The following is a 20,340-nucleotide window of genomic DNA, read 5'->3' as shown; positions in this document are numbered from 1 at the left end:
TCCCGGCTTCTTTTTTAATATTCTCAGTGAACTAATAAACCTGATTCTAACTAAGAATAGGTCGAAAAGAGGCAGCTGTTTTTCAGAAATTTAGTGATTTCTTTCTGCTCCTATCCAATCAGGTGAGACACTTTGTAAAGATTTTTTCCAGCTTTTTTACGGAAGATTTGCTGAAATGGTGTATAATGGGGACAAGACAGAAACAGAAAATTGTATGAAAGGAGTAGCGATGAAGGTTCTAGTGACAGGAGCGACTGGCTTTCTAGGAAAGTATGTTGTTGAAGAGCTGGCTGAACAAGGCTATCAGGTGCGGGCTTTTGGTCGTAATCTGAAGGCTGGTCGGCAGTTAGAAGGTCCTTCAGTAGAGTTTTTTGCTGGAGATTTTACCAGAGAAGAAGAAATTTTTGCAGCCTGCGAAGGAGTGGATGCAGTGGTGCACGCTGGTGCTCTCTCAACGATTTGGGGACCCTGGGAGCAGTTTTATCAGACCAATGTAGTAGGAACCAAGTTGGTTATGGAAGCCTGCCGACATTTTGGAGTGCAACGACTGGTCTATATTTCCTCTCCGAGTGTTTATGCTGCGCCGCGTGACCAACTTGCTATCAAAGAAGAGGCTGCTCCTCAGGAGAATGAGCTGAATTTTTATATCAAAAGCAAGCTCATGGCTGAGCGGATTGTCCGAAGTTATCCTCAAGTTCCATCAGTTATCTTGCGTCCTAGAGGGCTTTTTGGTATTGGAGATACCAGTATCTTTCCTAGGATTCTGCGCTTAAGTCAAAAACTGGCGATTCCACTTATCAGAGATGGCCAGCAAATGATGGACATGACCTGTGTGGAAAACGTAGCCTTGGCTGTTCGTCTGGCTTTGGAAATGTCAGAAGCGCAAGGAAAAGTTTACAACATTACCAACGGAGAATCCCGTAGTTTCAAAGATATGCTGGATGAAGCTTTGGAAGGTTTACAGGTTCGTAAACGTTATATTAAGTTGCCTGCTGCTTTTCTAGGTCTTCTGGCACAGGGCTTTGAAAGCTTTTATCGCTTTTTTAATATTGAAAAAGAGCCTCCTCTGACTCTTTACACTTATTACTTAATGCGTTACAGTCAAACTCTGGATATATCAGCAGCAGTAAGGGATTTGGGCTATCAACCCAAGTTGACAATCAGTGAAGGGATTGCAAAATATGTCCAACATTATCGAGAAAATTGAGTATCTTCAGCCTGGGCGCTGCAGCAGTCACTTGCAGCAGATGTTTAAGGGAGTTGCCAAGAAAAAAATGATTTTTCCAGCTGGCGTTTTCTTCTTGAAGCATCGTGAGAAAGGCTATATTCTCTATGACACTGGCTATTCTCCAGCTATTCTGAAGCCCAATTTCAAATACTGGCTTTATGGTCTGGGAACGCCTGTTGATATGTCAGAAGAGGAGCGTGTAGATCGTCTGCTTGAGCAAAAAGGAATTGCGCCAGAAGATATTTCTTATGTCATCTTGTCGCACTTGCATCCAGATCACATCGGCGGAGCCGCTTTCTTTCCCAAGGCCCGCTTTATTATGACCAAGACCGTTTTCGAAACTTACAAGCGTGGGAAGCTTAAGGATTTGATTTTCAAGGAATTTCTTCCGCAGGATTTTGAGAGTCGGTTGGAAGTGGTGGAACCTCAGCAGGTCCAAGCAGAATTCCTCTATCGCAAGACAGTTGACTTGTTTGGGGATGGCAGTATATATCTGGCCTCAGTTGATGGCCATGCCGCTGGTCAAGCTTGTCTCTTTTTGCCAGATTATCATCTGTTTATCGGAGCTGATTTGTGCTGGGGCGTGGATCTGTTGCCTTATACGGAGCAGATGCGTTTCTTGCCGTCACTAATCCAAGATAACAAGGAAGAATACATGGCTGGTGTGGCCTTGCTGCGGCAGTTGATTGCTGTCGGCTATCAGGTGCTAGTCAGTCATGATCCGGCCGAGAGAGCGGAGCAAATTTTGTATGAAACTAGGAACATTTCTAAAAACCTTTAGCGTCATGCGCTGGGGAAATCGATTTAAAAATCGACAGGCCCTGGAAAGCTATCAAGTCAAGGCTTTAGCAATCTATCGGGAATTTCTGCAGCAGGAATCACCTTATTTCAAATCAGGTATTCCAGCAGATTTTAAGATGAATAAGGCCTTTATGATGGAGCATTTCAATGAGCTCAATACTCAGGGGCTGGATCGAGATGAGTTGTTAGCCTTGGCACTGGAGAGCGAGCGGACACGTGATTTCAGTCCCATGATAGGAGAAATTGCTGTTGGCTTGTCTTCAGGGACATCCGGTCATCGAGGCTTGTTTGTCACTACTGAAAAGGAGCGCAGTATGTGGGCGGCAGCCATCTTGGCCAAGATGCTGCCTAAAGGTAAACTCTTTGGGCACAAAATAGCCTTCTTTCTTCGAGCAGATAACCAGCTCTATCAGACTGTCAATTCAGGCTTGATTTCTCTGGAGTATTTTGATACTTTTCAGGGAGCCGAAGAGCACATAGAGCGCTTGAATGCTTACCAGCCAACGATTTTGGTAGCACCAGCATCAATGCTCTTGGAGCTAGCTAAACAAGTCCAGGTAGGGAATTTGAAAATTGCTCCTAGCAAAGTCGTATCGGTGGCAGAGATTTTGGAAGAGCCAGATCGGCAGAGGATTCAAGCAGGTTTTGGTATGAAAAAGGTAGATCAGGTCTACCAAGCAACCGAGGGCTTTCTAGCTTGCTCTTGTGTCCATGGGAATCTTCATCTAAACGAAGATATTGTCCATGTAGATAAGAACTACTTGGATGATAGGCGCTTTTATCCAATAATTACGGATTTTAAGCGGACTTCTCAGCCAATTTTTCAATATGAGCTGAATGATATCTTGGTGGAAAATCCTGAACCTTGTCCCTGCGGCTCGGTCTTTACACGGATTGACAGGATTGAGGGGCGCTCAGATGATATTTTCATGTTTGAAAATGCTGCAGGTCAGTCGGTGGAGGTCTTTCCAGACTTTATCCGCCGTTGTCTGCTCTTGGTTGATGGGATTGGAGAATATCAAGTCGCTCAGAAAAAGGACTACTCGCTGACCATTGCTATCGAACATCGTAGTCAGCAGCGAGAAGACGAGATTATCCAGCAGTTTCAGAATTTGGCGACTGATAAAGACTTTCTTATGCCGGCTATTTCTTTTGAAGATTATCAGCGGGACAGAAGCCGTAAGTTGAAACGTATCTATCGGGCTTAAGAATGCTCCAAGTGGAAAAACATATGAATCAGAGGCTGAAGCGCTTTGGCAGTTTACCCAGCTGCCGAGCAGCCCCAAGTCTGACAAGAAGGAGTTTAATATGACTGCAGTAAAGAATCATATAAAGATAGTTGGTTACGGTACGCATCTACCTAGAAATACCGTGACTTTTAAGGATCAGACTCGGTATCGGGTGGTGGAAAATGAAGAAACCCAGCTTTCCATGGCGGTTAAGGCGATTGAAAAAGCCTTAGAGCAAGCGGGTTTGACAATCAAAGACATCGATTGTATCGTGTCAGCCAGTGCGGTGGGCGTTCAGCCTATTCCCTGCACTGCGGCCCTGATTCATGAGTTGGTAGCTAAGGGCTTGTCCATTCCAGCCATGGATATCAATACGACCTGCACCAGTTTTATCTCGGCTTTGAGTCTCATGTCTCATTTGTTGGAGGCTGGTGAGTACCAAAGGATCCTCATCGTGTCCAGTGAGGTTGGAAGTTTGGGTCTCAATCCCAATCAGAAGGAAAGTTTTGAGTTGTTCAGTGATGGGGCTGCGGCTTTGATTTTTGAAGCAACAGAGGAAGAGAGAGGTGTCATCTCCAGCCTGCAGCGGACCTGGTCTGAGGGAGCTCATGATACAGAGATTCGCGGTGGTTTGACATCTTTTCAGCCTAAGGAGTATTCGGATGCTACCAAGACTCACTACATGTTTGACATGAATGGTAAGAAGATTCTCTTGCTCTCTGCCAGAAAAATTCCAGAAATGTTTAAAGAATTTAAAGAAAAGAGTGGCCTCAGCCTATCTGACTTGGATTATATCATTCCGCATCAGGCGAGTCGTGCCCTGCCAATGGTCATGCGCAGCTTGGGTATTCCTGATGATAAATACCTCAATATTGTTCAAGACTATGGTAATATGGTATCAGTAGCAGTGCCCTTTTCTCTCTGTTATGCTCTGGAGCGCAAGCTAGTCAAGGAAGGGGACACCATCGCTCTGATGGGAACAGCAGCTGGTATGACAGTTAATATGCTGGCTATGAAACTATAATATAAGGAAAATAGGGTGTACAGAACCAAAAGAGGTTTCGTACACCCTGTTTAATTTTTCAAAATATGAAAAGAGCTGGAACCCATTGGGTTCCAGCAACTTCTTACAGCATTTTCAAAAGAAATTCTGCTATTTGTTCAGGACTTTCTTTTTTTCCTCTGGCAATCCACATCTGGCAGACACCAAAGAAGGCATTGGCGAGAAAGACTCTGCTGTATTCTTTTTCAAAATGATTGTAAACACGTCTACTAAAACGGTCCTGCAGACTATCTGCCAACATCACCTGCAGCTTATGGCGCAGAAAATTCTGAATCTCTTTCGTGCCGTTTTCTGTCAAAAGAGCAGCCAAGAGTGGCTCTAGCTGGAGGAACTGAAAGACCTCTGTAATCGCAGTTTGAACATCTTCTTGATTATTCTCAAAAATATATCCCAACTGATGAAAGAGGTTTTGCTGATAACGTTCAATCATATCGTACTTGTCCTTGTAGTGAGTATAAAAACTACTACGGCTGATGCCAGCAGCTTGAGCTAACTGGACAGTAGTGATATGGTCGAAGGACTGCTTATGCAGTAGTGAAACCATGGCTCTTTCAATAATAGCCTTGGTTTTTCGGCGTTTATTGCTTTCTAACATAAAATCTCCCTTTGAGGCTAAGCCTCAGTCTGCTCTTCAAGCGAATAGCCATCATAGCAAACTACTTTTTCTTTTTCTCCGTGTACTATTATATCAAATGTTTTTCCAGTGGAAAAGAGTTAAATTCCGGAATTAAGCATAGATAGTCAAAATTTTATCTGATTAGGCTTAGTCGACTGGTAAAATAATAAAGCCGAGGCTTAAAGTAAAGTCTCGGCTGTCGTTCAGAACATTATTTGAAGCAGAGGTAGTCAGGGTCAGGAGTGACGTAAAGTAGCTCGCCTTCCTGTGAGAAGATAATAGAAATTTGTTCATTTTTATAAGAGTATAGAATATATTTGTTTTGCAACCTTGATGCTTGAGCAATATCAACTGCACCTGCTAAAAAGGCACGCGCTTGTTCAGTGCTTATTTTTCTAACATAAAACTGATTTTCTGTGTACCTACCTATGGGAAAATACCTTTTGTTTACAGATTATTCAGGGATTAAAGACAGTAGGACTAACTTATTCCGCTTCCTTGCAATCTTTTTAAACAAAATTGGACACGGTGTCCATTTTTTAAAAAATAAACTTGTAATAATTTTCGATTGGTGTATAATCAATTTTATCGAAATTTGGACACTGTGTATAATTTTAGGAGGTAGACATGTTAAGAGAATGGAAAGCTATTTTAAAAAAGCCGACTTTTATCATTGTGATGTTAGGAGTCTCTATGATTCCAGCCTTGTATAACGTTATTTTCTTGAGCTCCATGTGGGATCCGTATGGAAAGGTATCGGACTTGCCAGTGGCGGTCGTCAATCAGGATAAAGCTGTAACTGCTAGTGGTAAGACCTTGTCTATAGGCGAGGATGTTGTTTCCAGCCTCAAGGAAAATAAAAATCTGGATTTTCACTTCGTCAGTAAAGAAGATGCTCAAAATGGTCTGGAAAAGGGTGATTACTACATGGTTGTGACGCTTCCAAGTGATTTATCTGAACGTGCAGCCAGTATTTTGACCGATAATCCTCAGCAAATGAAGATTGACTATCAAACGTCTAGCGGACACAGTTTTATTGCTGGTAAGATGAGTGATTCAGCTATGGCTTCTTTGAAGCAGACGGTGGCGCAAAATGTGACGGATACTTATACAAGCGTCATATTTAAGAATATGGGAGATCTAAAAACTGGCTTGGTGAAGGCATCCGATGGTGCTCAGCAATTAGCATCAGGTAGCCAACAACTAGGTTCAGGCAGTCAGACAATTGCAGATAACTTAAGAACTCTGAATCAAGCTACGAGCAAATTATCGTCCGGTGCAGCTCAATTTAACACAGGACTACAGACTTATACTGGGAGTGTTGCACAAGTATCGTCTGGGCTGGGTAGTTTGTCAAATGGGATAAACACTTATGCAAATGGTGTAAGTACTGTGGCCACAGGTGCAAATCAGCTGTCGGGTCGATCAGCAGACTTATTGGGTGGAGTCCAACAGCTCACCCAGTCAGGAGATGGAGTTCAGGCCTTATCGACAGGTGTGACAAATCTGAATACTGGCTTGGCCACATTAAAGTCCTCGGTAGATACCACCTTAGCTAACAACCAGCAAAACGTCAATGATTTAGCAAACGGTTTGACACAGTTGAATGCTAGTATTCAAGCTGCAGCAAGTGACTCAGCAGTATCGACAGACAGCATTGAAGCTTCACTGACTAGCATAGCGGCATCCACTCAGGCCATTATCAATAATAATCAAGACGCCAAGGCCGCAGCTTTGGCAAGTGTCCAAGGGACCAGCGCTTATCGAGGACTTTCTAGTGAGGCTAAGGCTGAGATTGATGCAGCAGTCGGTGCTAGTCAAGCGGGAAGTGACCAATCTGCTCAGGCAATTTTATCAGAAGTTGATACGATGAGGGCTTCTCTTGAAGTGATAAAAGCTACCAGTCAAACGAAGATTAGTCAATTAGGAGGTGCATCAAATCAAGTTCTGCCACAGGCAGCTAGCATGATCAATGGCCTTTATAATGGCTTATCAACGGTGAGTACTGGCCTCGGTTCAGCAAGTGGAGGAGCCAATCAACTAGTCGCAGGTGTAGATACCCTAAATGAGAAACTAACGACTGGCGCAACACAATTGGAACAAGGGGTGACAAGCTATACCAATGCAGTCGGTCAGCTATCTGAGGGGACATCAGCTTTGGCAAGTAAGAATCCTGATTTGCTAGCAAATACAACAAAATTAGCAAACGGGGCAGCCCAATTAACAGACAAATCTCCAGAATTGACCTCTAGTTTTGGGAAATTAGCAGATGGAACCAATCAATTAGCGAGCGGAACAGAAAAGCTGGCTGATGGCAGCAGTGCTTTAACAGATAATCTCTCCAAACTTACTGAGGGAACGAGCAATTTGTCTAGTGGCCTCTCAGATGCAGGCGATAAATTGTCGATGGTTTCTACTAAGGAAGACAATGCAAAAACTCTAGCAGATCCTCTGACACTGAGCAAGACAGATGAGAATAAGGTAGAAAAAAACGGCATTGGGATGGCGCCTTATATGATTTCAGTAGCTTTATTTGTGGCGGCTATTTCAACCAACATCATTTTTAGCACACTTCCATCGGGCCAAGAACCTAGGACGAAACGAGACTGGCTGAAGGCCCGTATAGAGGTAAATGGAGTCATTTCTGTCGTAGCGGGTGTTTTGGTCTATGGTGCTGTGCACTTGATAGGCCTATCTGCAAACCATGAGTGGGCAACCCTTGGTTTGATTGTCCTAGCCAGCATGACCTTTATGGCTCTTGTAACGGCTTTGGTTACTTGGGATAGCAAGCTCGGCGCCTTTGCTTCTCTGATTCTTTTGCTTTTACAGCTGGCTTCTAGTGCAGGAACCTATCCGCTGGAGCTGACTAGTAAGATTTTCCAAGTTATCAACCCTTGGCTGCCAATGAGCTATTCTGTATCGGGCTTACGTCAAACGATTTCTATGAACGGTCAAATTGGTAGTCAAGTGCTCTTCCTTGCTTTTGTTTTAGTTCTTTTCATGGCACTTGGCACTCTGGTCTATCGAACAGATAAAAAACAGCTAGCTTAGGGTTCGTACTTTTATGAATCTGTAAAAATGTAGATGAAAAGTCTATCTGTAATTCTTTTAGTTTTTATCTAATCAACATCTCCTGAAAAGGGAGATGTTTTGTTTTCTTTAAGTTTTCTTTATCTTTCTTTTAAGTTTTCATCTTTAAAATTGCATTACATTCAAGAAAGATAGAGAGGTGAGAAGCCCATGGCAGAAAAATTTTTTAAACATCATTTTCAGCGCTTTGAAACCAAATACATCATTTCCAAGGAAACTTTGCTGGATCTATTGCTAGAGTTTGAAGGCTATCTGGTGGAGGATGAGCGAGCTTATTCGACTATTAACAATCTCTACTACGATACGCCGTTTTATCAGCTCATTCGTGAGTCCTTGGAAAATCCTTGCTTTGACGAGAAGGTGCGCTTGCGGACTTATCAAGAGCATCCGACCGAAGATAGTCAAGTCTTTTTGGAAATCAAGAAAAAGACAGAAGGTCTGGTCACCAAACGCCGGCTTGCAGCAGATTTGCTGACAGCGGAAGCCTATCTGGATGGTGATTATAGTCAGCTAACTGACCTTCAGATAGATAAGGAAATGGTCTGGTTGACCCAGCATTTTGGCAACATTCAGCCCATGATGTATATCGGCTACAATCGTTATTCGATGAAGGGGATTGAGGATGAGCGGATACGGATTACCTTTGATCACGACCTGACCTACCGTCCTTATGATCTGAGTCTCTTAGCTGGTCGCCATGGAGATCATCTCCTGCCAGCTAACCACGTGATTATGGAAGTTAAGATTCCAGAAGCTTGTCCGCTATGGCTGAGCGAGAGCATGGATCGCTACCAACTGTCTCCGAGCTCTTTCTCCAAATACGGCTTTGCTTATAAAAAGGCAAACTGTATCAGCAGCAAATAAAAAAGATAGGAAAAGAAAAATGAAACAATCAAAATCAACTCTTAAAAAAATTAAATTGATGATTCCACTGGTCTTGATGACAGCAGTGCTAGGAGCATGCAGCTCAAACGCCAGCAGTTCTACAACTTCAAGCACTACCCAGGCTGCTAATGCTACAAGCACCAGTCAGACTAAAACCAATACTTCTGATTACTTTGCCTCAGAGGACTCAGACGCTTCTTATGATGAGTCTAAGGCGACAACCATCAGCCTGAGTGGATCCAGTGCCAAGACCTCTGGTGACGGCGCTAGTGTCTCCGGCTCTACCGTGACAATCTCAGAAGCTGGGACCTATATCGTTTCCGGAACGAGTGAAAATGTGCAGATTGTCGTCAAAGCAGGTGATAGCGACAAGGTCCAAATCGTCCTAAATGGTGTAACCATGAGCGGGACAGATGCAGCTATTCTGGTAGAAAATGCGGGTAAAACAAGCCTAACTCTGGCTGACGGCAGCCAAAACACCATCTCAGACTCATCAAATCATAGCAATACGGATGCAGATGCAGCTATCTATAGTAACTCTGATCTGACTCTCAATGGCTCTGGAAGTCTGACAGTTGACGGCAAGTATGAAACAGCGATTAAGTCTGAGCAGACCTTGCGGGTGACAGGTGGCACTTATACGCTCAAGGCATCTAAGAATGGTCTGTCTGCAGCTTCAGCCATTAATATCAAGGACGCTACTATCGATATCACAGCGACAGAAGATGCTATCCACGCGGACAATGATGAAGATACTTCTCTGGGAAATCTCTATATTCAGTCCGGCACTATCACGATTAATGCAGGTGATGATGGTCTACACGCTAGCAATATTGCTTTGATTGATGGTGGAACGATTACAGTTTCTAAGAGTGTAGAAGCTCTGGAAGGAACCAATGTCACCATTAATGGCGGCAAGCTGGACCTTTATGCGACAGACGATGGTATCAATGCAGCTAGTGACGTAACTGGCGCTGATATCTTTATCAAGATTACCGATGGCGATATCAAGGTCGAGGTCGGTGAAGGTGATACAGACGCTATCGACTCCAACGGCGATGTTATTATGTCAGGAGGAAACTTAGACATTACTTCTACGGTATCTGCCTTTGACTTTGACGGAACGGCTACCTACACTGGCGGTACTATCACGGTCAATGGTGAAAGCCGAACAGAAATCACAGCAGACGGACCTGGCGCTGGTGGACCCGGTGGCGGCGGTGCCCCGGGCGGCCAAGGCGGTTTTGGTGGACGATAAGAAAGCCGATGAGATAACAATGAAATAGTGCCAAATGAAAAAGAAGAATCCTCATTCCGGCTGGAATGAGGATTTCTTGCTATTCATCAATTCTGATAGATAATTTCTCCGTATCCACCGTCACTTGAGCACCGATGGTAATGGTAAAGAGTGGCTGAGTATGAGCAAAGTCCAAGTCATAGAGGACGGGAATCGTCTTTAGAATTGGATGTTTGTCCAAGATATAAAGGAGCAGCTCCTCTGTCATCTGGCATTCTTTTGGAAAGCGGCCGATGAGAAGGGCTTTCGGGTTAGGATAGGCCTGAAGGAGGGCAGCTAGATTGCGGTCGAACTCCACATAATCATCTTCCTCCGCCTCTTCAACAAAGAGGACATAGTTTTCATCTGTCGGGGCATAGGGGGTGCCGCGCAGAAGTGAGAAAGTGGAGAGATTGCCGCCGATAATAGTGGCTTGGGCTTGCCCGTGATGATAGACTTTCCACTCTGTCTCATGGAAGGTCATTGGCGCATCGGGCAGATACCAAGCATTGTCGCCCCATTTTTCACTAGGAGTCAATTCATAAGAAGTCTGGCTGATGGCCTTGAGCCAGCTCTCGGTCTGATAGTCCTGCAGGGCATCCATCTTAAAGCTGGAGTAGGACGGTCCCATGTAGGTTTTCATGCCGGTCTTGCTATAGATAGCGTTGAGCAAGGCTGTTGTATCTGAGTAGCCGCAGAAAATCTTAGGATTTCTAGCAATCAATTCAAAGTCCAGATAGGGTAGGAGCTCATTGCAGTTGAAACCGCCGATAGTGGCCAGAATAGCATCAACGGAGTCATCCGAAAAGGCAGCATGGATGTCTGCCACCCGGCTTTCGATGGAGGCAGAGTCTAACATATCATTTTCCAGATAATGCTCCGAAAAAGACACGGTAAATCCTAACTTTTCCAAGCGCTCTTTGGCGGCTAGATTGGCCTCAAAGCCACCGATGTGTTCGATGGACGACGAGGGGCTGACGACCCGAATGTGCATACCAGGTGTGAGTTTTTTCATAGGAACCTCCTTGGGATAAATTTTTATAGAATATCATAGCACAAAGGCCAAGACCTGTAAAGCAAACTTAGGTCAGTGCGGGAATTTTTATCAAAAAAAGGGAGCCGCTGAAGACTCCCTGATTGTATATATTCTTTTCTATGATTTATTCGCTGAGCTTAATGCTACCGCTTTCGACGCTGGCAGTAAGTGTAGTTGTCGGATTTTCGACTTTACGGATGGCAGAGCCGCCAAGTTCATGGCCTTTGGAGTGCTCTACACTTATACTACTAGGGATGTCAATTTCACCTAGATCCGTTTTCAGATCAAAGGATAGCTGCGACAAACTGCCAGAAACCAGATGCAGATTAATATCGCCCAGTTGGTTAGTGATAGAGATTGTACCAGCTAATTCCAACTGTTCAGAGTTCAGTGAGCCGCTTGAGATTTTCAGAGTGCTGTCGGAGATTTTGCTCGAGTTTAGATTGACCTCTCCCAGAGAGTTTGATATTTCGCCAGATGCGAACTGGCTGTTGCTCAGAGTGATGGTACCCGAAGAATCAATGATTTTTCCAGAGCTAATCTGACTGTTATTGATGGTAATCTCTCCCAGAGAGTTCTTAAATTTACCAGATGCGAATTGGCTATCATTCACAGTCAACGAGCCACTGGATAGAGAGAAGTCAGCATTTTTGGCTGATAGATTGGACAGCGTAACATCTCCTAATGACGAACTGCCGCTGAATGTCTCAAGCTTGGTCCCCTTGGGCAGGGAAAGCTCCACAGTACGCTTCTCCTGAGATTCTTGGTCAAATAAGCTGAGTAAGGAGCGGATGCCAGTGCTTATGTGGAAGGAGCGGATGCCAGCGCTTATGTGGAAGGAGCCTGCACCATCTTCCTTGATGTTTAAGTTTCCGTTTTCAGAACTTGTCGTGATTTTTCCAAGCGAGCTTCCATCAATCTGATAGTTACCATCGCTTTGGTAATAGGTCAAGTGAGCCTTGTCATCAGGAGATTCGCTGATGACGAGGTTTCTAGCCGCTAAGTTAATATTTAGGGAAGAAAGATCAGAGAAACTTTCTTCTTTTTTCGTGAGTTTTACCTTGCTCTTGGCAGAATTGACCAAGTCATTGACACCGCCTGTCATGGAGCCGATAGTGGTCAAGGCTCCACCAAAGAGGCAGGCTAAAACAGCTGCGGATAAAAGAGGTTTTTTCAATTTGATGTTAGCCATGACGTGCTCCTTTCTTTGCGAAAAGTTGAGCTAGTTTGACAAAGCCAGCCTTGCCAAACTGAGTAACAGGAGAAATGCCTGCGTAGAAGATGCCGGACAGTCCCAAAGCTAGAACACTGAGCCCCAGAGTGAACAGGAAGGCCGGGATCGATGTCGTCAGTCCCACTGTCAAAGTGTCCCAGATCAGGCTGATGCCAAAGATAAAGAATGCAAAGTTACCTATAGCCATGACTAGAGCAAAGATAAAGACTAAGAGGAAGAAAACGAACGTCAAAAGTGCTGCTACTATAAAGAGCGGAATAGCCAAGGGTGCTGCCAAAATGGATAGGATAGCAATCTGGACGATGCTCTTAGTGTTTTTTGATGAACTGCTGTCTTGATTATCTTCCTCAACTTTTTTGTCCAAAAGATTCAACATAATCTCGTGGGCCGCTTCCTTAGGGCTGCCTAGATCAGCAATAGCGGCTGCCTCGCCCTCTGGGCCCACCTCGTCGAAGTACTCAGTGAAGTAATCCATAGCTTCCTCATAGTCCTTGCGTGGCAGTTTTTTTAGATATTTTTCTAGCTCAGCTAGATACTCGGTTCTTGTCATGACGGATACTCCCTTCTATGATACCGCTGATGGTCATGGTATAAGTTTGCCACTCTTCTTTTAGAGTGAGTAGATGTTCATGCCCGTAGGCAGTGAGTGAATAGTATTTTCGTTTTCGTCCTTGGTACTCCTGCGAATAAGTCGTGAGGCAGTCATTTTGCTCCAGCTTCTTCAGAATGGGGTAAAGTGTTGATTCTTTGATATTGGCAATCAGCTTGATTGTCTGGCTGATTTCATAACCGTAGGAATCGTCTTTTTCAAGGATGGCTAAGATGAGAAACTCAATCAAAGCCGATGATGTGGGGAAAGACATAGGACCACCTCCTTGTGTAAAATATTTATATATAATCTTTCTATATATAGTCTACAACCTCTTAGGAAAAAAGTCAAGCAAAATATATAAAATTTTTATATATTTTTTGAAAAAGTCTTTTAATGGCTGTTTATAAGGCACATCAAAGTACCTTTCTTCCTTACAAGAACTTTACATCTTCCTTAGCTTTTGTGTTGAAAACATCTTCCATAAAATGGTAAAATGGTGTAAGTCTAACTAAAAATATAAGAGAGATCAATGAAAAAACATCAAACCCTATATAAATTTTTGGGCCAAACCCTACTATATTTTGTTATCTTTCTGGCCTTGCTTTATTTCTTTAGCTATCTGGGTCAGGGTCAGGGTGGCTTTATCTATAATGAATTTTAATGTGAGAGAGTAGGAAACAATGTCAAATAAAGTGATACATGATATGATTGAAGCGATTGAGCATTTTGCTCAGGTGCAGCCGGATTTTCCGGTTTATGATATTTTAGGTCAAGTTCATACTTATGGTGATTTAAAGAAGGATTCCGATTCGCTGGCGGCTCAGATTGACCGTTTGGGACTTCCTGACAAGTCTCCGGTTGTGGTCTTTGGCGGTCAGGAATACGAAATGTTGGCTACTTTTGTGGCCTTGACCAAGTCTGGTCATGCCTACATTCCTATCGACAGCCACTCAGCCTTGGAGCGCGTGGCAGCGATTGTGGAAGTTGCTGAGCCAAGCTTGATTATTGCCATCAATGATTTTCCGCTGGCAGATGTAGCAGCTCCTATTTTCAGTGCGGAGCAAGTTCAGACGGCTTTCAGAGAGGGAGCATCCTATGAGCTTAGCCATCCGGTGCAGGGAGATGATAATTATTACATCATTTTCACATCAGGGACGACTGGCAAGCCTAAGGGGGTGCAGATTTCCCATAATAATCTGCTCAGCTTTACGAATTGGATGATTACGGATAAGGAGTTTGCGACTCCGGCTCGTCCTCAAATGTTGGCTCAGCCGCCTTATTCTTTTGACTTGTCAGTCATGTATTGGGCGCCGACTTTGGCCTTAGGAGGAACACTTTTTGCCCTACCTTCGGCTGTGACTCAGGATTTCAAGCAGCTGTTTGAGACGATTCTCAGTCTGCCTATTGCTATCTGGACTTCGACGCCTTCCTTTGCGGACATGGCCTTGCTGTCGGATGACTTTAATAGTCAGAAGCTGCCTCAGCTGACGCATTTCTACTTTGACGGCGAGGAGTTGACAGTCAAGACAGCTCAGAAGCTGCGCGATCGCTTCCCTCAAGCTCGCATTATCAATGCCTATGGTCCAACTGAGGCAACAGTGGCCCTGTCTGCAGTAGCAGTGACAGATGAGATGCTGCAAAATTGCAAGCGCCTGCCGATTGGCTATACCAAGGCGGACTCTCCTACCTTTGTCATTGATGAAGAGGGACAGAAGGTACCGAATGGCCAGCAGGGAGAAATCATCGTCTGCGGCCCAGCTGTATCCAAGGGCTATCTGAATAATCCTGAGAAGACAGCGGAGGCTTTCTTTGAATTTGAAGGTCTGCCAGCCTATCATACAGGAGATGTTGGCTCAATGACAGATGAAGGCTTGCTGCTCTACGGCGGCCGGATGGACTTCCAGATCAAGTTTAATGGTTTCCGTATTGAGCTGGAGGATGTGTCTCAGAACCTGAACAAATCTAAATACGTTGAGTCTGCGGTGGCTGTGCCCCGCTACAATAAGGACCACAAGGTCCAAAATCTACTGGCCTACGTCATCCTCAAAGACGGTGTGGCTGAGCAGTTTGAGCGGGAAATCGATATTACCAAGGCAATCAAGGAAGACTTGCAGGATATCATGATGTCCTATATGATGCCGTCCAAGTTTCTCTATCGAGAGACCCTGCCTCTGACCCCGAATGGCAAGATTGACATTAAGGGGCTTATTAGCGAGGTCAATAAGCGATGATGGATTTCTTGAAACAGCTCCCTCACTTGGAACCCTACGGCAATCCAGTTTACTTTGTCTATATCGTTCTAGCAGTTCTGCCAATCTTTGTTGGACTTTTCTTTAAGAAACGCTTCCCCCTTTATGAAGCCTTGGTCAGCTTGGTCTTTATCGTCCTGATGCTGACAGGCCCTAGTCTGGCGCAGCTTTGTGCTCTGCTGGGCTATGTCATCTGGCAGATAGTTTGGGTTTACTCATACAAGCTCTATCGCCGGTCGCGGGACAGCAAGTGGATCTTTTATCTGCATACCTTGCTGGCGGTTCTGCCGCTTGTGCTTGTTAAGGTAGAGCCCGCAATCAGCGGTCATCAGTCTCTCTTTGGCTTTTTGGGAATTTCCTATCTGACCTTTCGCTCGGTAGGGATGATGATTGAGATGCGCGATGGGGTTCTGACAGAGTTCACGCTCTGGGAGTTCTTGCGTTTCCTGCTCTTCATGCCGACCTTTTCGAGTGGACCCATTGATCGTTTTAAGCGTTTCAATGAAGACTATTTGAACATTCCTGAGCGAGATGAGCTGCTGGATATGCTAGAGCAGTCTGTCAAGTATATCATGCTAGGCTTCCTTTATAAGTTTATCCTGGCCCATATCTTTGGACATCTCTTGCTGGGTCATGTCAAGACCTACGCTCTCTATACCGGCGGTTTCTTTAATCTGGGGACTCTGGGCGTCATGTATGTCTTTGGTCTGGATCTCTTCTTTGACTTTGCCGGTTATTCGATGTTTGCGCTAGCTATTTCCAATCTCATGGGAATCAAGAGCCCTATCAACTTTGATAAGCCTTTTCTCTCACGCGATTTGAAAGAATTTTGGAATCGCTGGCACATGAGTCTGTCCTTTTGGTTCCGTGATTTTGTCTTTATGCGGCTGGTCATGGTCCTGATGCGCAATAAGGTCTTTAAAAACCGCAACACGACCTCTAGTGTAGCCTATCTGATCAACATGCTGATCATGGGCTTCTGGCATGGTGTGACCTGGTACTATATCGCCTACGGTCTCTTTCATGGAGCTGGTCTGGTCGTCAATGATGCCTGGCTGCGCAAGAAGAAAACGCTAAACAAGGAGCGCAAGGCTAAGGGGCTTCCGCCTCTGCCAGACAATAAATGGACTCAAGCTTTGGGGATTGTGGTGACCTTTCACGCAGTCATGTTCTCATTTTTAATCTTTTCGGGATTTTTAAATGAGCTTTGGTTTAAAAAATAAAAATGAATGAGGAAGAAAAATGGATATAAAAGCAGAAGTAATTGAAATTATTGAAGAACTATTTATGGAAGATGTGTCAGACATGATGGACGAGGATTTGTTTGATGCTGGTGTCCTAGACAGTATGGGAACGGTCGAACTGATTGTTGAGCTGGAAAACCGTTTTGATATCCGCGTGCCAGTGTCAGAGTTTGGCCGTGATGACTGGAACACAGCCAATAAAATCGTTGAAGGCGTAACGGAGCTTCGCAATGCTTAAACGACTCTGGCTGATTCTGGGGCCAGTTTTCTGCGCTATGGTCATGGTTGCCCTGCTCTTTTTCTTCTATCCGCTTGATAAAAAGCATGATATAGAAGCAGAGAAGCGCTCGGCAGTGACCCTGACAGCAGAAAACTTCAAGAGCCGCAGTAAGAAAGTGACAGCCTTGACCGATAAGAAGATGCGCTTTGTTCCCTTTTTTGGCTCTAGCGAGTGGCTGCGCTTTGATAGCATGCATCCAGCAGTGCTGGCTGAGAAGTACGACCGCTCCTATCGGCCTTATTTTCTAGGTCAGCGTGGGGCAGCATCATTTAATCAGTACTTTGGTATGCAGCAGATGTCCTCTGAGTTGGAGGGGCAAACGGCGGTCTATGTGGTGTCACCTCAGTGGTTTACCAAGACTGGCTATGATGCTTCGGCCTTTCAGCAGTACTTCAATAGCGATCAGCTGACGGCCTATCTGTCTCAGCAGCAAGGAGATGCGGCGGCGCAATATGCAGCCCAGCGCCTCCTTCAGCTCTATCCAGATGTCGCTATGGCAGAGAGCGTCCAGAAGCTGTCTGAAGGTAAAAAGCTGAGCAGCTTTGAAGAGCGCCATATTGAGATGATGGCTCATCTTAATGAGCGCCAAGATGCTTTTTTTAGCAACTTTGCTGCCCTTAATAATGGAAATTATGACCAGCGAATTTTGCCTTATATGGCGGATCTGCCAGATACCTTCTCCTATAAAGCTTTGGAAGAGATTGCCACAGCAGAAGCCAAGAAGAAGACCAATAACAACCAATTCGGCATAGACAATCAATTTTACAAGACCCGTCTGGCCGGCAAGGTTGCCAAGCTCAGAGGTTTTCAAACCAAGCAATCTTATGAAAAATCTCCTGAGTACAACGACTTGCAGCTGGTTCTGGACCAGTTCGCCAAGTCAAAGACCAATGTCATCTTCATCATTCCACCGGTCAATTCTAAGTGGATGGAGTATACAGGACTCAGTCCAGAAATGTACCAGCGGACAGTGGCTAAGATTCGTTACCAGCTGGAAAGTCAGGGTTTTACCAACATCGCTGATTTTTCTAAGGACGGCGACAAGCCTTACTTCATGCAGGACACTATTCACATGGGCTGGAATGGCTGGCTGGCCTTTGATAAGGCGGTTGATCCTTTTGTAGCCAATCCACAGCCAGCGCCAAACTATCAGATGAATGACCGCTTCTTCAGCAAGGAATGGTCTCAGTACACTGGCAAACCAGAAGAATTCAAATAAGGTTGGGACTTTCCAGCCTTATTTTTATAAAGGAGGAAAGATGAAGATTCGTTTGTCCCAAATAGAAGATATCCCAGCCATTATGGCGATTTATGATGTGGCTCGTCAGTTCATGAAAGATCAGGGCAATCCGACTCAGTGGGATGGAGGCTATCCCAGCGCGGGCTTGATTGAGGATGATATTGCGGCTGGCTACTCCTTTGTTGTCGAGGAAGAAGGGCAGCTGGTCGGCACCTTTGCTTTTATCATTGGAGAAGACCCGACCTATCAGGTCATCGAAAAAGGAGCCTGGCATTTTGTGGAGCCTTACGGCACCATTCATCGCATCGCTTCAAATGGCCAAGTCAGAGGCCTATCCCGTCAGGTCTTTGATTTTTGCTGCCAGCAGATTCTCTATTTGCGAATCGATACCCATGCGGACAATCAGCCTATGCAGGCAGCTGTGCTGAACTATGGCTTTAGGGAGTGCGGAATTATTCATGTGGCAGACGGCAGTCCTCGCCTGGCTTATGACTATCATCAATAAAAAAATCTGCTCTTGAGCAGATTTTTTGCGTTATATCAAAACATACTTTTCTATAGCTTCTGCAACTCCGTGCTCATTGTTACTTTTGGTCACGGCTTTGGCTTCGGTTTTGACGGCTTCAGGGGCATTGCCCATAGCGACTCCAAGTCCAGCTAGGCGGAGCATAGGAAGGTCATTGAAGTTGTCTCCGATTGACATGACCTGCTCTAGAGGCACTTGGTAGTGCTGGGCAAGTTCGTGCAAGGCTTGCTCCTTGGAGACATGCTTGGCTGTGACTTCCATGTAGTTGTCCTTAGAGAGGTAGAAGGCTGTCTTGGGAAAGTCTAAAGTCTGCAGGTAGTCATGGAGTTTCTGGATGATAGGCGCTTCATCAATGAGGAGTAACTTGTGAGCAGGCATTAGAACATCCAGCACTGGCATTAACACATTCTGAATCATCGGCTGCTCACCTGTAATCTCAGCCTCTATCTGCACCCATTTATCTAGACGATCAGCGATCCAATCCTTACCGGAATAGAGATTGATTGACACACTAGGAAATTCAGCCTTGACCAGCTCTATAAAAGTGCGGATTTCTTTCTTGTCGAGAGGATGCTCGATAATAGTTTCATAAGCTTGCGGGTCGCCCTTGATGACCAGAGCGCCATTGTAGCAAGCTAACGGATTATCTCCCAGTCCCAGCTCACGCGCAATCGGCTCCATGCCTAGAGGAGAGCGAGCAGAAGCGAGGACGAAAGGGATTTTTTCTCGGCTTAGCAGGGGAATCATGTCCTTGAGTTTAGAATCTACTTGGTGCTGGTCGTCCAAAATGGTACCGTCAATATCGCTGATAATCAGACGAATCGCTTGTTTTATCATAGCTCATCCTCCTATGTGTCTAATGGATCGATTTAATAAATTATTTTAACCTTGTCTCCAAGCAGTTTTTGGACTTCAGGGCTGGGCGCTTGGTCCGTAATCCAGTAGTCAAAGTCGCTGACAGGACCCAGGATGTACTTAGACTCTTTCTGCCACTTGTCTTGCTCGGCCAGCAGGATTTTAGTCTTGGTGTGCTTCAAAGCCAGTTTTTTCAGGTGGGCATCAGCTTCGTCTTCAAAGCTGACTAGACCGTCAGAGACACTAGCTGCCCCTATAAAGGCAATGTCAAAGGAAATTTGCTCCAGCAGCTCTGCTTCATTGAGCGCGTAGTAGAATCGGTTTTTGGGATAAAATTTTCCGCCTAAGAGGTGAAAGTCCACTTTGTCCTGACTGCTCAGCATGATCGCATTATCCAGAGAATGGGAGTAGATTGTCATAGGCTCCTTGATGCGCTGGGCCAGATGGAGGACGATGGTTGAGACATCAAAGAAAGCAATCTGCTCCGGCTTGAGAAAGTCATTGGCCTTCTGAGCAATAGCCTTTTTTTCTTGATTTAGTTGGTTGATACGATCGTTAAAGGAGGGGATTTGCCGGCTAGTATCCAGCGGGATAATACCTCCGTGGGTGCGCTGTACAAGCCTACGCTCGCTCAAAATCGAAAAATCTCGCCGAATAGTATCTTTAGAAACCTGAAAATGCTCAATCATATCCTTGGCTGACAGCTGTTTTTTCTCAGCCAAGAGCTCTAAAATTTCAGCTAAGCGTTGTTCTTGGTACATGCTTGTCCCTCCCTACTTTTCTAGATAGAGTATAACACAATTGATAAGTTTTTAAAAGCATTTATAATCATTTGTAAGTCATTAAGAATTACATTGGAGAAAATCAAAAAACCGAGCAAATCTCGGTTTTCATGA

General features: G+C 44.9%; 21 protein-coding genes. 13 read left to right on the top strand and 8 right to left on the bottom strand.

Annotated features, from left to right (window positions below):
• The first annotated feature begins 175 nt into the window (after positions 1-175).
• From RSK81_RS12335 to RSK81_RS12320, 4 genes are all read left to right on the top strand, one after another.
• Positions 176-1,207: an NAD(P)-dependent oxidoreductase gene (locus tag RSK81_RS12335; protein ID WP_315686982.1), complete on the top strand. Its 1,032-nt coding sequence runs from the start codon at positions 176-178 to the stop codon at positions 1,205-1,207.
• On the top strand, positions 1,182-2,009 hold the full coding sequence (locus tag RSK81_RS12330; protein WP_315686980.1) for an MBL fold metallo-hydrolase: 828 nt from the start codon (positions 1,182-1,184) through the stop codon (positions 2,007-2,009). Before RSK81_RS12335 ends, RSK81_RS12330 begins: the two co-directional genes overlap by 26 nt.
• Positions 1,978-3,237: a F390 synthetase-related protein gene (locus RSK81_RS12325; protein WP_315686978.1), complete on the top strand. Its 1,260-nt coding sequence runs from the start codon at positions 1,978-1,980 to the stop codon at positions 3,235-3,237. The genes RSK81_RS12330 and RSK81_RS12325 overlap by 32 nt, the downstream gene beginning before the upstream one ends.
• Positions 3,238-3,337: 100 nt before the next feature.
• Positions 3,338-4,282, top strand: coding sequence for a 3-oxoacyl-[acyl-carrier-protein] synthase III C-terminal domain-containing protein (locus RSK81_RS12320; protein WP_002927380.1), 945 nt, complete (start codon positions 3,338-3,340; stop codon positions 4,280-4,282).
• Between the two features lie 103 nt (positions 4,283-4,385).
• Here RSK81_RS12320 and RSK81_RS12315 read toward each other — a convergent pair whose 3' ends face one another.
• Positions 4,386-4,916: a TetR/AcrR family transcriptional regulator gene (locus tag RSK81_RS12315; RefSeq protein WP_002894223.1), complete on the bottom strand. Its 531-nt coding sequence runs from the start codon at positions 4,914-4,916 to the stop codon at positions 4,386-4,388.
• 232 nt (positions 4,917-5,148) lie between these two features.
• Positions 5,149-5,367 carry a DUF4947 domain-containing protein gene (locus RSK81_RS12310; protein ID WP_268869670.1) on the bottom strand — a complete coding sequence of 73 codons (219 nt, stop codon included), beginning with the start codon at positions 5,365-5,367 and terminating at the stop codon, positions 5,149-5,151.
• A gap of 197 nt (positions 5,368-5,564) precedes the next feature.
• On the opposite strand from RSK81_RS12310, the gene RSK81_RS12305 reads away from it, so the two are divergent.
• The 3 genes from RSK81_RS12305 to RSK81_RS12295 all read left to right on the top strand — a co-directional run bounded on the left by RSK81_RS12305 (position 5,565) and on the right by RSK81_RS12295 (position 10,170).
• Positions 5,565-7,988 (top strand): YhgE/Pip domain-containing protein, encoded by a 2,424-nt coding sequence (locus RSK81_RS12305; protein WP_002927379.1) that lies wholly within the window; start codon positions 5,565-5,567, stop codon positions 7,986-7,988.
• 189 nt (positions 7,989-8,177) lie between these two features.
• Complete coding sequence (locus RSK81_RS12300) at positions 8,178-8,891, top strand: polyphosphate polymerase domain-containing protein (RefSeq protein ID WP_002910966.1); 714 nt, start codon at positions 8,178-8,180, stop codon at positions 8,889-8,891.
• A gap of 19 nt (positions 8,892-8,910) precedes the next feature.
• Positions 8,911-10,170 carry a carbohydrate-binding domain-containing protein gene (locus RSK81_RS12295; protein ID WP_002910967.1) on the top strand — a complete coding sequence of 420 codons (1,260 nt, stop codon included), beginning with the start codon at positions 8,911-8,913 and terminating at the stop codon, positions 10,168-10,170.
• A 79-nt stretch (positions 10,171-10,249) separates the two neighbouring features.
• Here RSK81_RS12295 and RSK81_RS12290 read toward each other — a convergent pair whose 3' ends face one another.
• From RSK81_RS12290 to RSK81_RS12275, 4 genes are all read right to left on the bottom strand, one after another.
• Complete coding sequence (locus RSK81_RS12290) at positions 10,250-11,203, bottom strand: S66 peptidase family protein (RefSeq protein ID WP_315686977.1); 954 nt, start codon at positions 11,201-11,203, stop codon at positions 10,250-10,252.
• A gap of 145 nt (positions 11,204-11,348) precedes the next feature.
• A complete protein-coding gene (locus RSK81_RS12285) occupies positions 11,349-12,416 on the bottom strand; it encodes a DUF4097 family beta strand repeat-containing protein (RefSeq protein ID WP_315686976.1) in 1,068 nt (355 codons plus the stop codon).
• Positions 12,409-13,008 carry a DUF1700 domain-containing protein gene (locus RSK81_RS12280; protein ID WP_011837698.1) on the bottom strand — a complete coding sequence of 200 codons (600 nt, stop codon included), beginning with the start codon at positions 13,006-13,008 and terminating at the stop codon, positions 12,409-12,411. The genes RSK81_RS12285 and RSK81_RS12280 overlap by 8 nt, the downstream gene beginning before the upstream one ends.
• On the bottom strand, positions 12,983-13,321 hold the full coding sequence (locus RSK81_RS12275; protein WP_002899377.1) for a PadR family transcriptional regulator: 339 nt from the start codon (positions 13,319-13,321) through the stop codon (positions 12,983-12,985). Before RSK81_RS12275 ends, RSK81_RS12280 begins: the two co-directional genes overlap by 26 nt.
• Before the next feature lie 258 nt (positions 13,322-13,579).
• Between RSK81_RS12275 and RSK81_RS12270 the strand changes: the two genes are divergently transcribed.
• Genes RSK81_RS12270 through RSK81_RS12245 form a run of 6 tightly spaced genes read left to right on the top strand, consistent with a single transcriptional unit; the run spans position 13,580 to position 18,568 of the window.
• Positions 13,580-13,711: a teichoic acid D-Ala incorporation-associated protein DltX gene (locus RSK81_RS12270; RefSeq protein WP_002894209.1), complete on the top strand. Its 132-nt coding sequence runs from the start codon at positions 13,580-13,582 to the stop codon at positions 13,709-13,711.
• 19 nt (positions 13,712-13,730) lie between these two features.
• On the top strand, positions 13,731-15,281 hold the full coding sequence (dltA, locus tag RSK81_RS12265) for a D-alanine--poly(phosphoribitol) ligase subunit DltA (protein WP_268682471.1): 1,551 nt from the start codon (positions 13,731-13,733) through the stop codon (positions 15,279-15,281).
• A complete protein-coding gene (gene dltB / locus RSK81_RS12260) occupies positions 15,278-16,522 on the top strand; it encodes a D-alanyl-lipoteichoic acid biosynthesis protein DltB (RefSeq protein WP_002899375.1) in 1,245 nt (414 codons plus the stop codon). The genes dltA and dltB overlap by 4 nt, the downstream gene beginning before the upstream one ends.
• A 19-nt stretch (positions 16,523-16,541) precedes the next feature.
• Positions 16,542-16,781: a D-alanine--poly(phosphoribitol) ligase subunit DltC gene (gene dltC, locus RSK81_RS12255; RefSeq protein ID WP_002894204.1), complete on the top strand. Its 240-nt coding sequence runs from the start codon at positions 16,542-16,544 to the stop codon at positions 16,779-16,781.
• Positions 16,774-18,042, top strand: coding sequence for a D-alanyl-lipoteichoic acid biosynthesis protein DltD (dltD, locus tag RSK81_RS12250; RefSeq protein ID WP_315686974.1), 1,269 nt, complete (start codon positions 16,774-16,776; stop codon positions 18,040-18,042). The genes dltC and dltD overlap by 8 nt, the downstream gene beginning before the upstream one ends.
• A gap of 40 nt (positions 18,043-18,082) precedes the next feature.
• Positions 18,083-18,568: an N-acetyltransferase gene (locus RSK81_RS12245; RefSeq protein ID WP_315686973.1), complete on the top strand. Its 486-nt coding sequence runs from the start codon at positions 18,083-18,085 to the stop codon at positions 18,566-18,568.
• Between the two features lie 30 nt (positions 18,569-18,598).
• On the opposite strand, the gene RSK81_RS12240 is transcribed toward RSK81_RS12245, so the two are convergent.
• Together RSK81_RS12240 and RSK81_RS12235 are read right to left on the bottom strand one after the other, a co-directional pair.
• Positions 18,599-19,426 carry a Cof-type HAD-IIB family hydrolase gene (locus RSK81_RS12240; protein ID WP_315686971.1) on the bottom strand — a complete coding sequence of 276 codons (828 nt, stop codon included), beginning with the start codon at positions 19,424-19,426 and terminating at the stop codon, positions 18,599-18,601.
• 32 nt (positions 19,427-19,458) lie between these two features.
• The gene (locus tag RSK81_RS12235) at positions 19,459-20,205 is read right to left on the bottom strand and encodes a DeoR/GlpR family DNA-binding transcription regulator (RefSeq protein ID WP_315686970.1); all 747 of its coding nucleotides are present in this window, start codon (positions 20,203-20,205) and stop codon (positions 19,459-19,461) included.
• Positions 20,206-20,340 lie beyond the last annotated feature (135 nt).

Origin of the sequence: Streptococcus sp. DTU_2020_1000888_1_SI_GRL_NUU_041A (genome assembly GCF_032387735.1) — a bacterium.
GTDB classification, from domain to species: domain Bacteria; phylum Bacillota; class Bacilli; order Lactobacillales; family Streptococcaceae; genus Streptococcus; species Streptococcus sanguinis.
Note: the sequence above shows the minus strand (reverse complement) of the source record. Positions and strands in the feature narration are given on the sequence as shown.

Coding starts and splice junctions, on each gene's coding strand:
- RSK81_RS12335 (WP_315686982.1), top strand. CDS start 176: ATGGTGTATAATGGGGACAAGACAGAAACAGAAAATTGTATGAAAGGA.
- RSK81_RS12330 (WP_315686980.1), top strand. CDS start 1,182: ATGTCCAACATTATCGAGAAAATTGAGTATCTTCAGCCTGGGCGCTGC.
- RSK81_RS12325 (WP_315686978.1), top strand. CDS start 1,978: ATGAAACTAGGAACATTTCTAAAAACCTTTAGCGTCATGCGCTGGGGA.
- RSK81_RS12320 (WP_002927380.1), top strand. CDS start 3,338: ATGACTGCAGTAAAGAATCATATAAAGATAGTTGGTTACGGTACGCAT.
- RSK81_RS12315 (WP_002894223.1), bottom strand. CDS start 4,916: ATGTTAGAAAGCAATAAACGCCGAAAAACCAAGGCTATTATTGAAAGA.
- RSK81_RS12305 (WP_002927379.1), top strand. CDS start 5,565: ATGTTAAGAGAATGGAAAGCTATTTTAAAAAAGCCGACTTTTATCATT.
- RSK81_RS12300 (WP_002910966.1), top strand. CDS start 8,178: ATGGCAGAAAAATTTTTTAAACATCATTTTCAGCGCTTTGAAACCAAA.
- RSK81_RS12295 (WP_002910967.1), top strand. CDS start 8,911: ATGAAACAATCAAAATCAACTCTTAAAAAAATTAAATTGATGATTCCA.
- RSK81_RS12290 (WP_315686977.1), bottom strand. CDS start 11,203: ATGAAAAAACTCACACCTGGTATGCACATTCGGGTCGTCAGCCCCTCG.
- RSK81_RS12285 (WP_315686976.1), bottom strand. CDS start 12,416: ATGGCTAACATCAAATTGAAAAAACCTCTTTTATCCGCAGCTGTTTTA.
- RSK81_RS12280 (WP_011837698.1), bottom strand. CDS start 13,008: ATGACAAGAACCGAGTATCTAGCTGAGCTAGAAAAATATCTAAAAAAA.
- RSK81_RS12275 (WP_002899377.1), bottom strand. CDS start 13,321: ATGTCTTTCCCCACATCATCGGCTTTGATTGAGTTTCTCATCTTAGCC.
- RSK81_RS12270 (WP_002894209.1), top strand. CDS start 13,580: ATGAAAAAACATCAAACCCTATATAAATTTTTGGGCCAAACCCTACTA.
- dltA (WP_268682471.1), top strand. CDS start 13,731: ATGTCAAATAAAGTGATACATGATATGATTGAAGCGATTGAGCATTTT.
- dltB (WP_002899375.1), top strand. CDS start 15,278: ATGATGGATTTCTTGAAACAGCTCCCTCACTTGGAACCCTACGGCAAT.
- dltC (WP_002894204.1), top strand. CDS start 16,542: ATGGATATAAAAGCAGAAGTAATTGAAATTATTGAAGAACTATTTATG.
- dltD (WP_315686974.1), top strand. CDS start 16,774: ATGCTTAAACGACTCTGGCTGATTCTGGGGCCAGTTTTCTGCGCTATG.
- RSK81_RS12245 (WP_315686973.1), top strand. CDS start 18,083: ATGAAGATTCGTTTGTCCCAAATAGAAGATATCCCAGCCATTATGGCG.
- RSK81_RS12240 (WP_315686971.1), bottom strand. CDS start 19,426: ATGATAAAACAAGCGATTCGTCTGATTATCAGCGATATTGACGGTACC.
- RSK81_RS12235 (WP_315686970.1), bottom strand. CDS start 20,205: ATGTACCAAGAACAACGCTTAGCTGAAATTTTAGAGCTCTTGGCTGAG.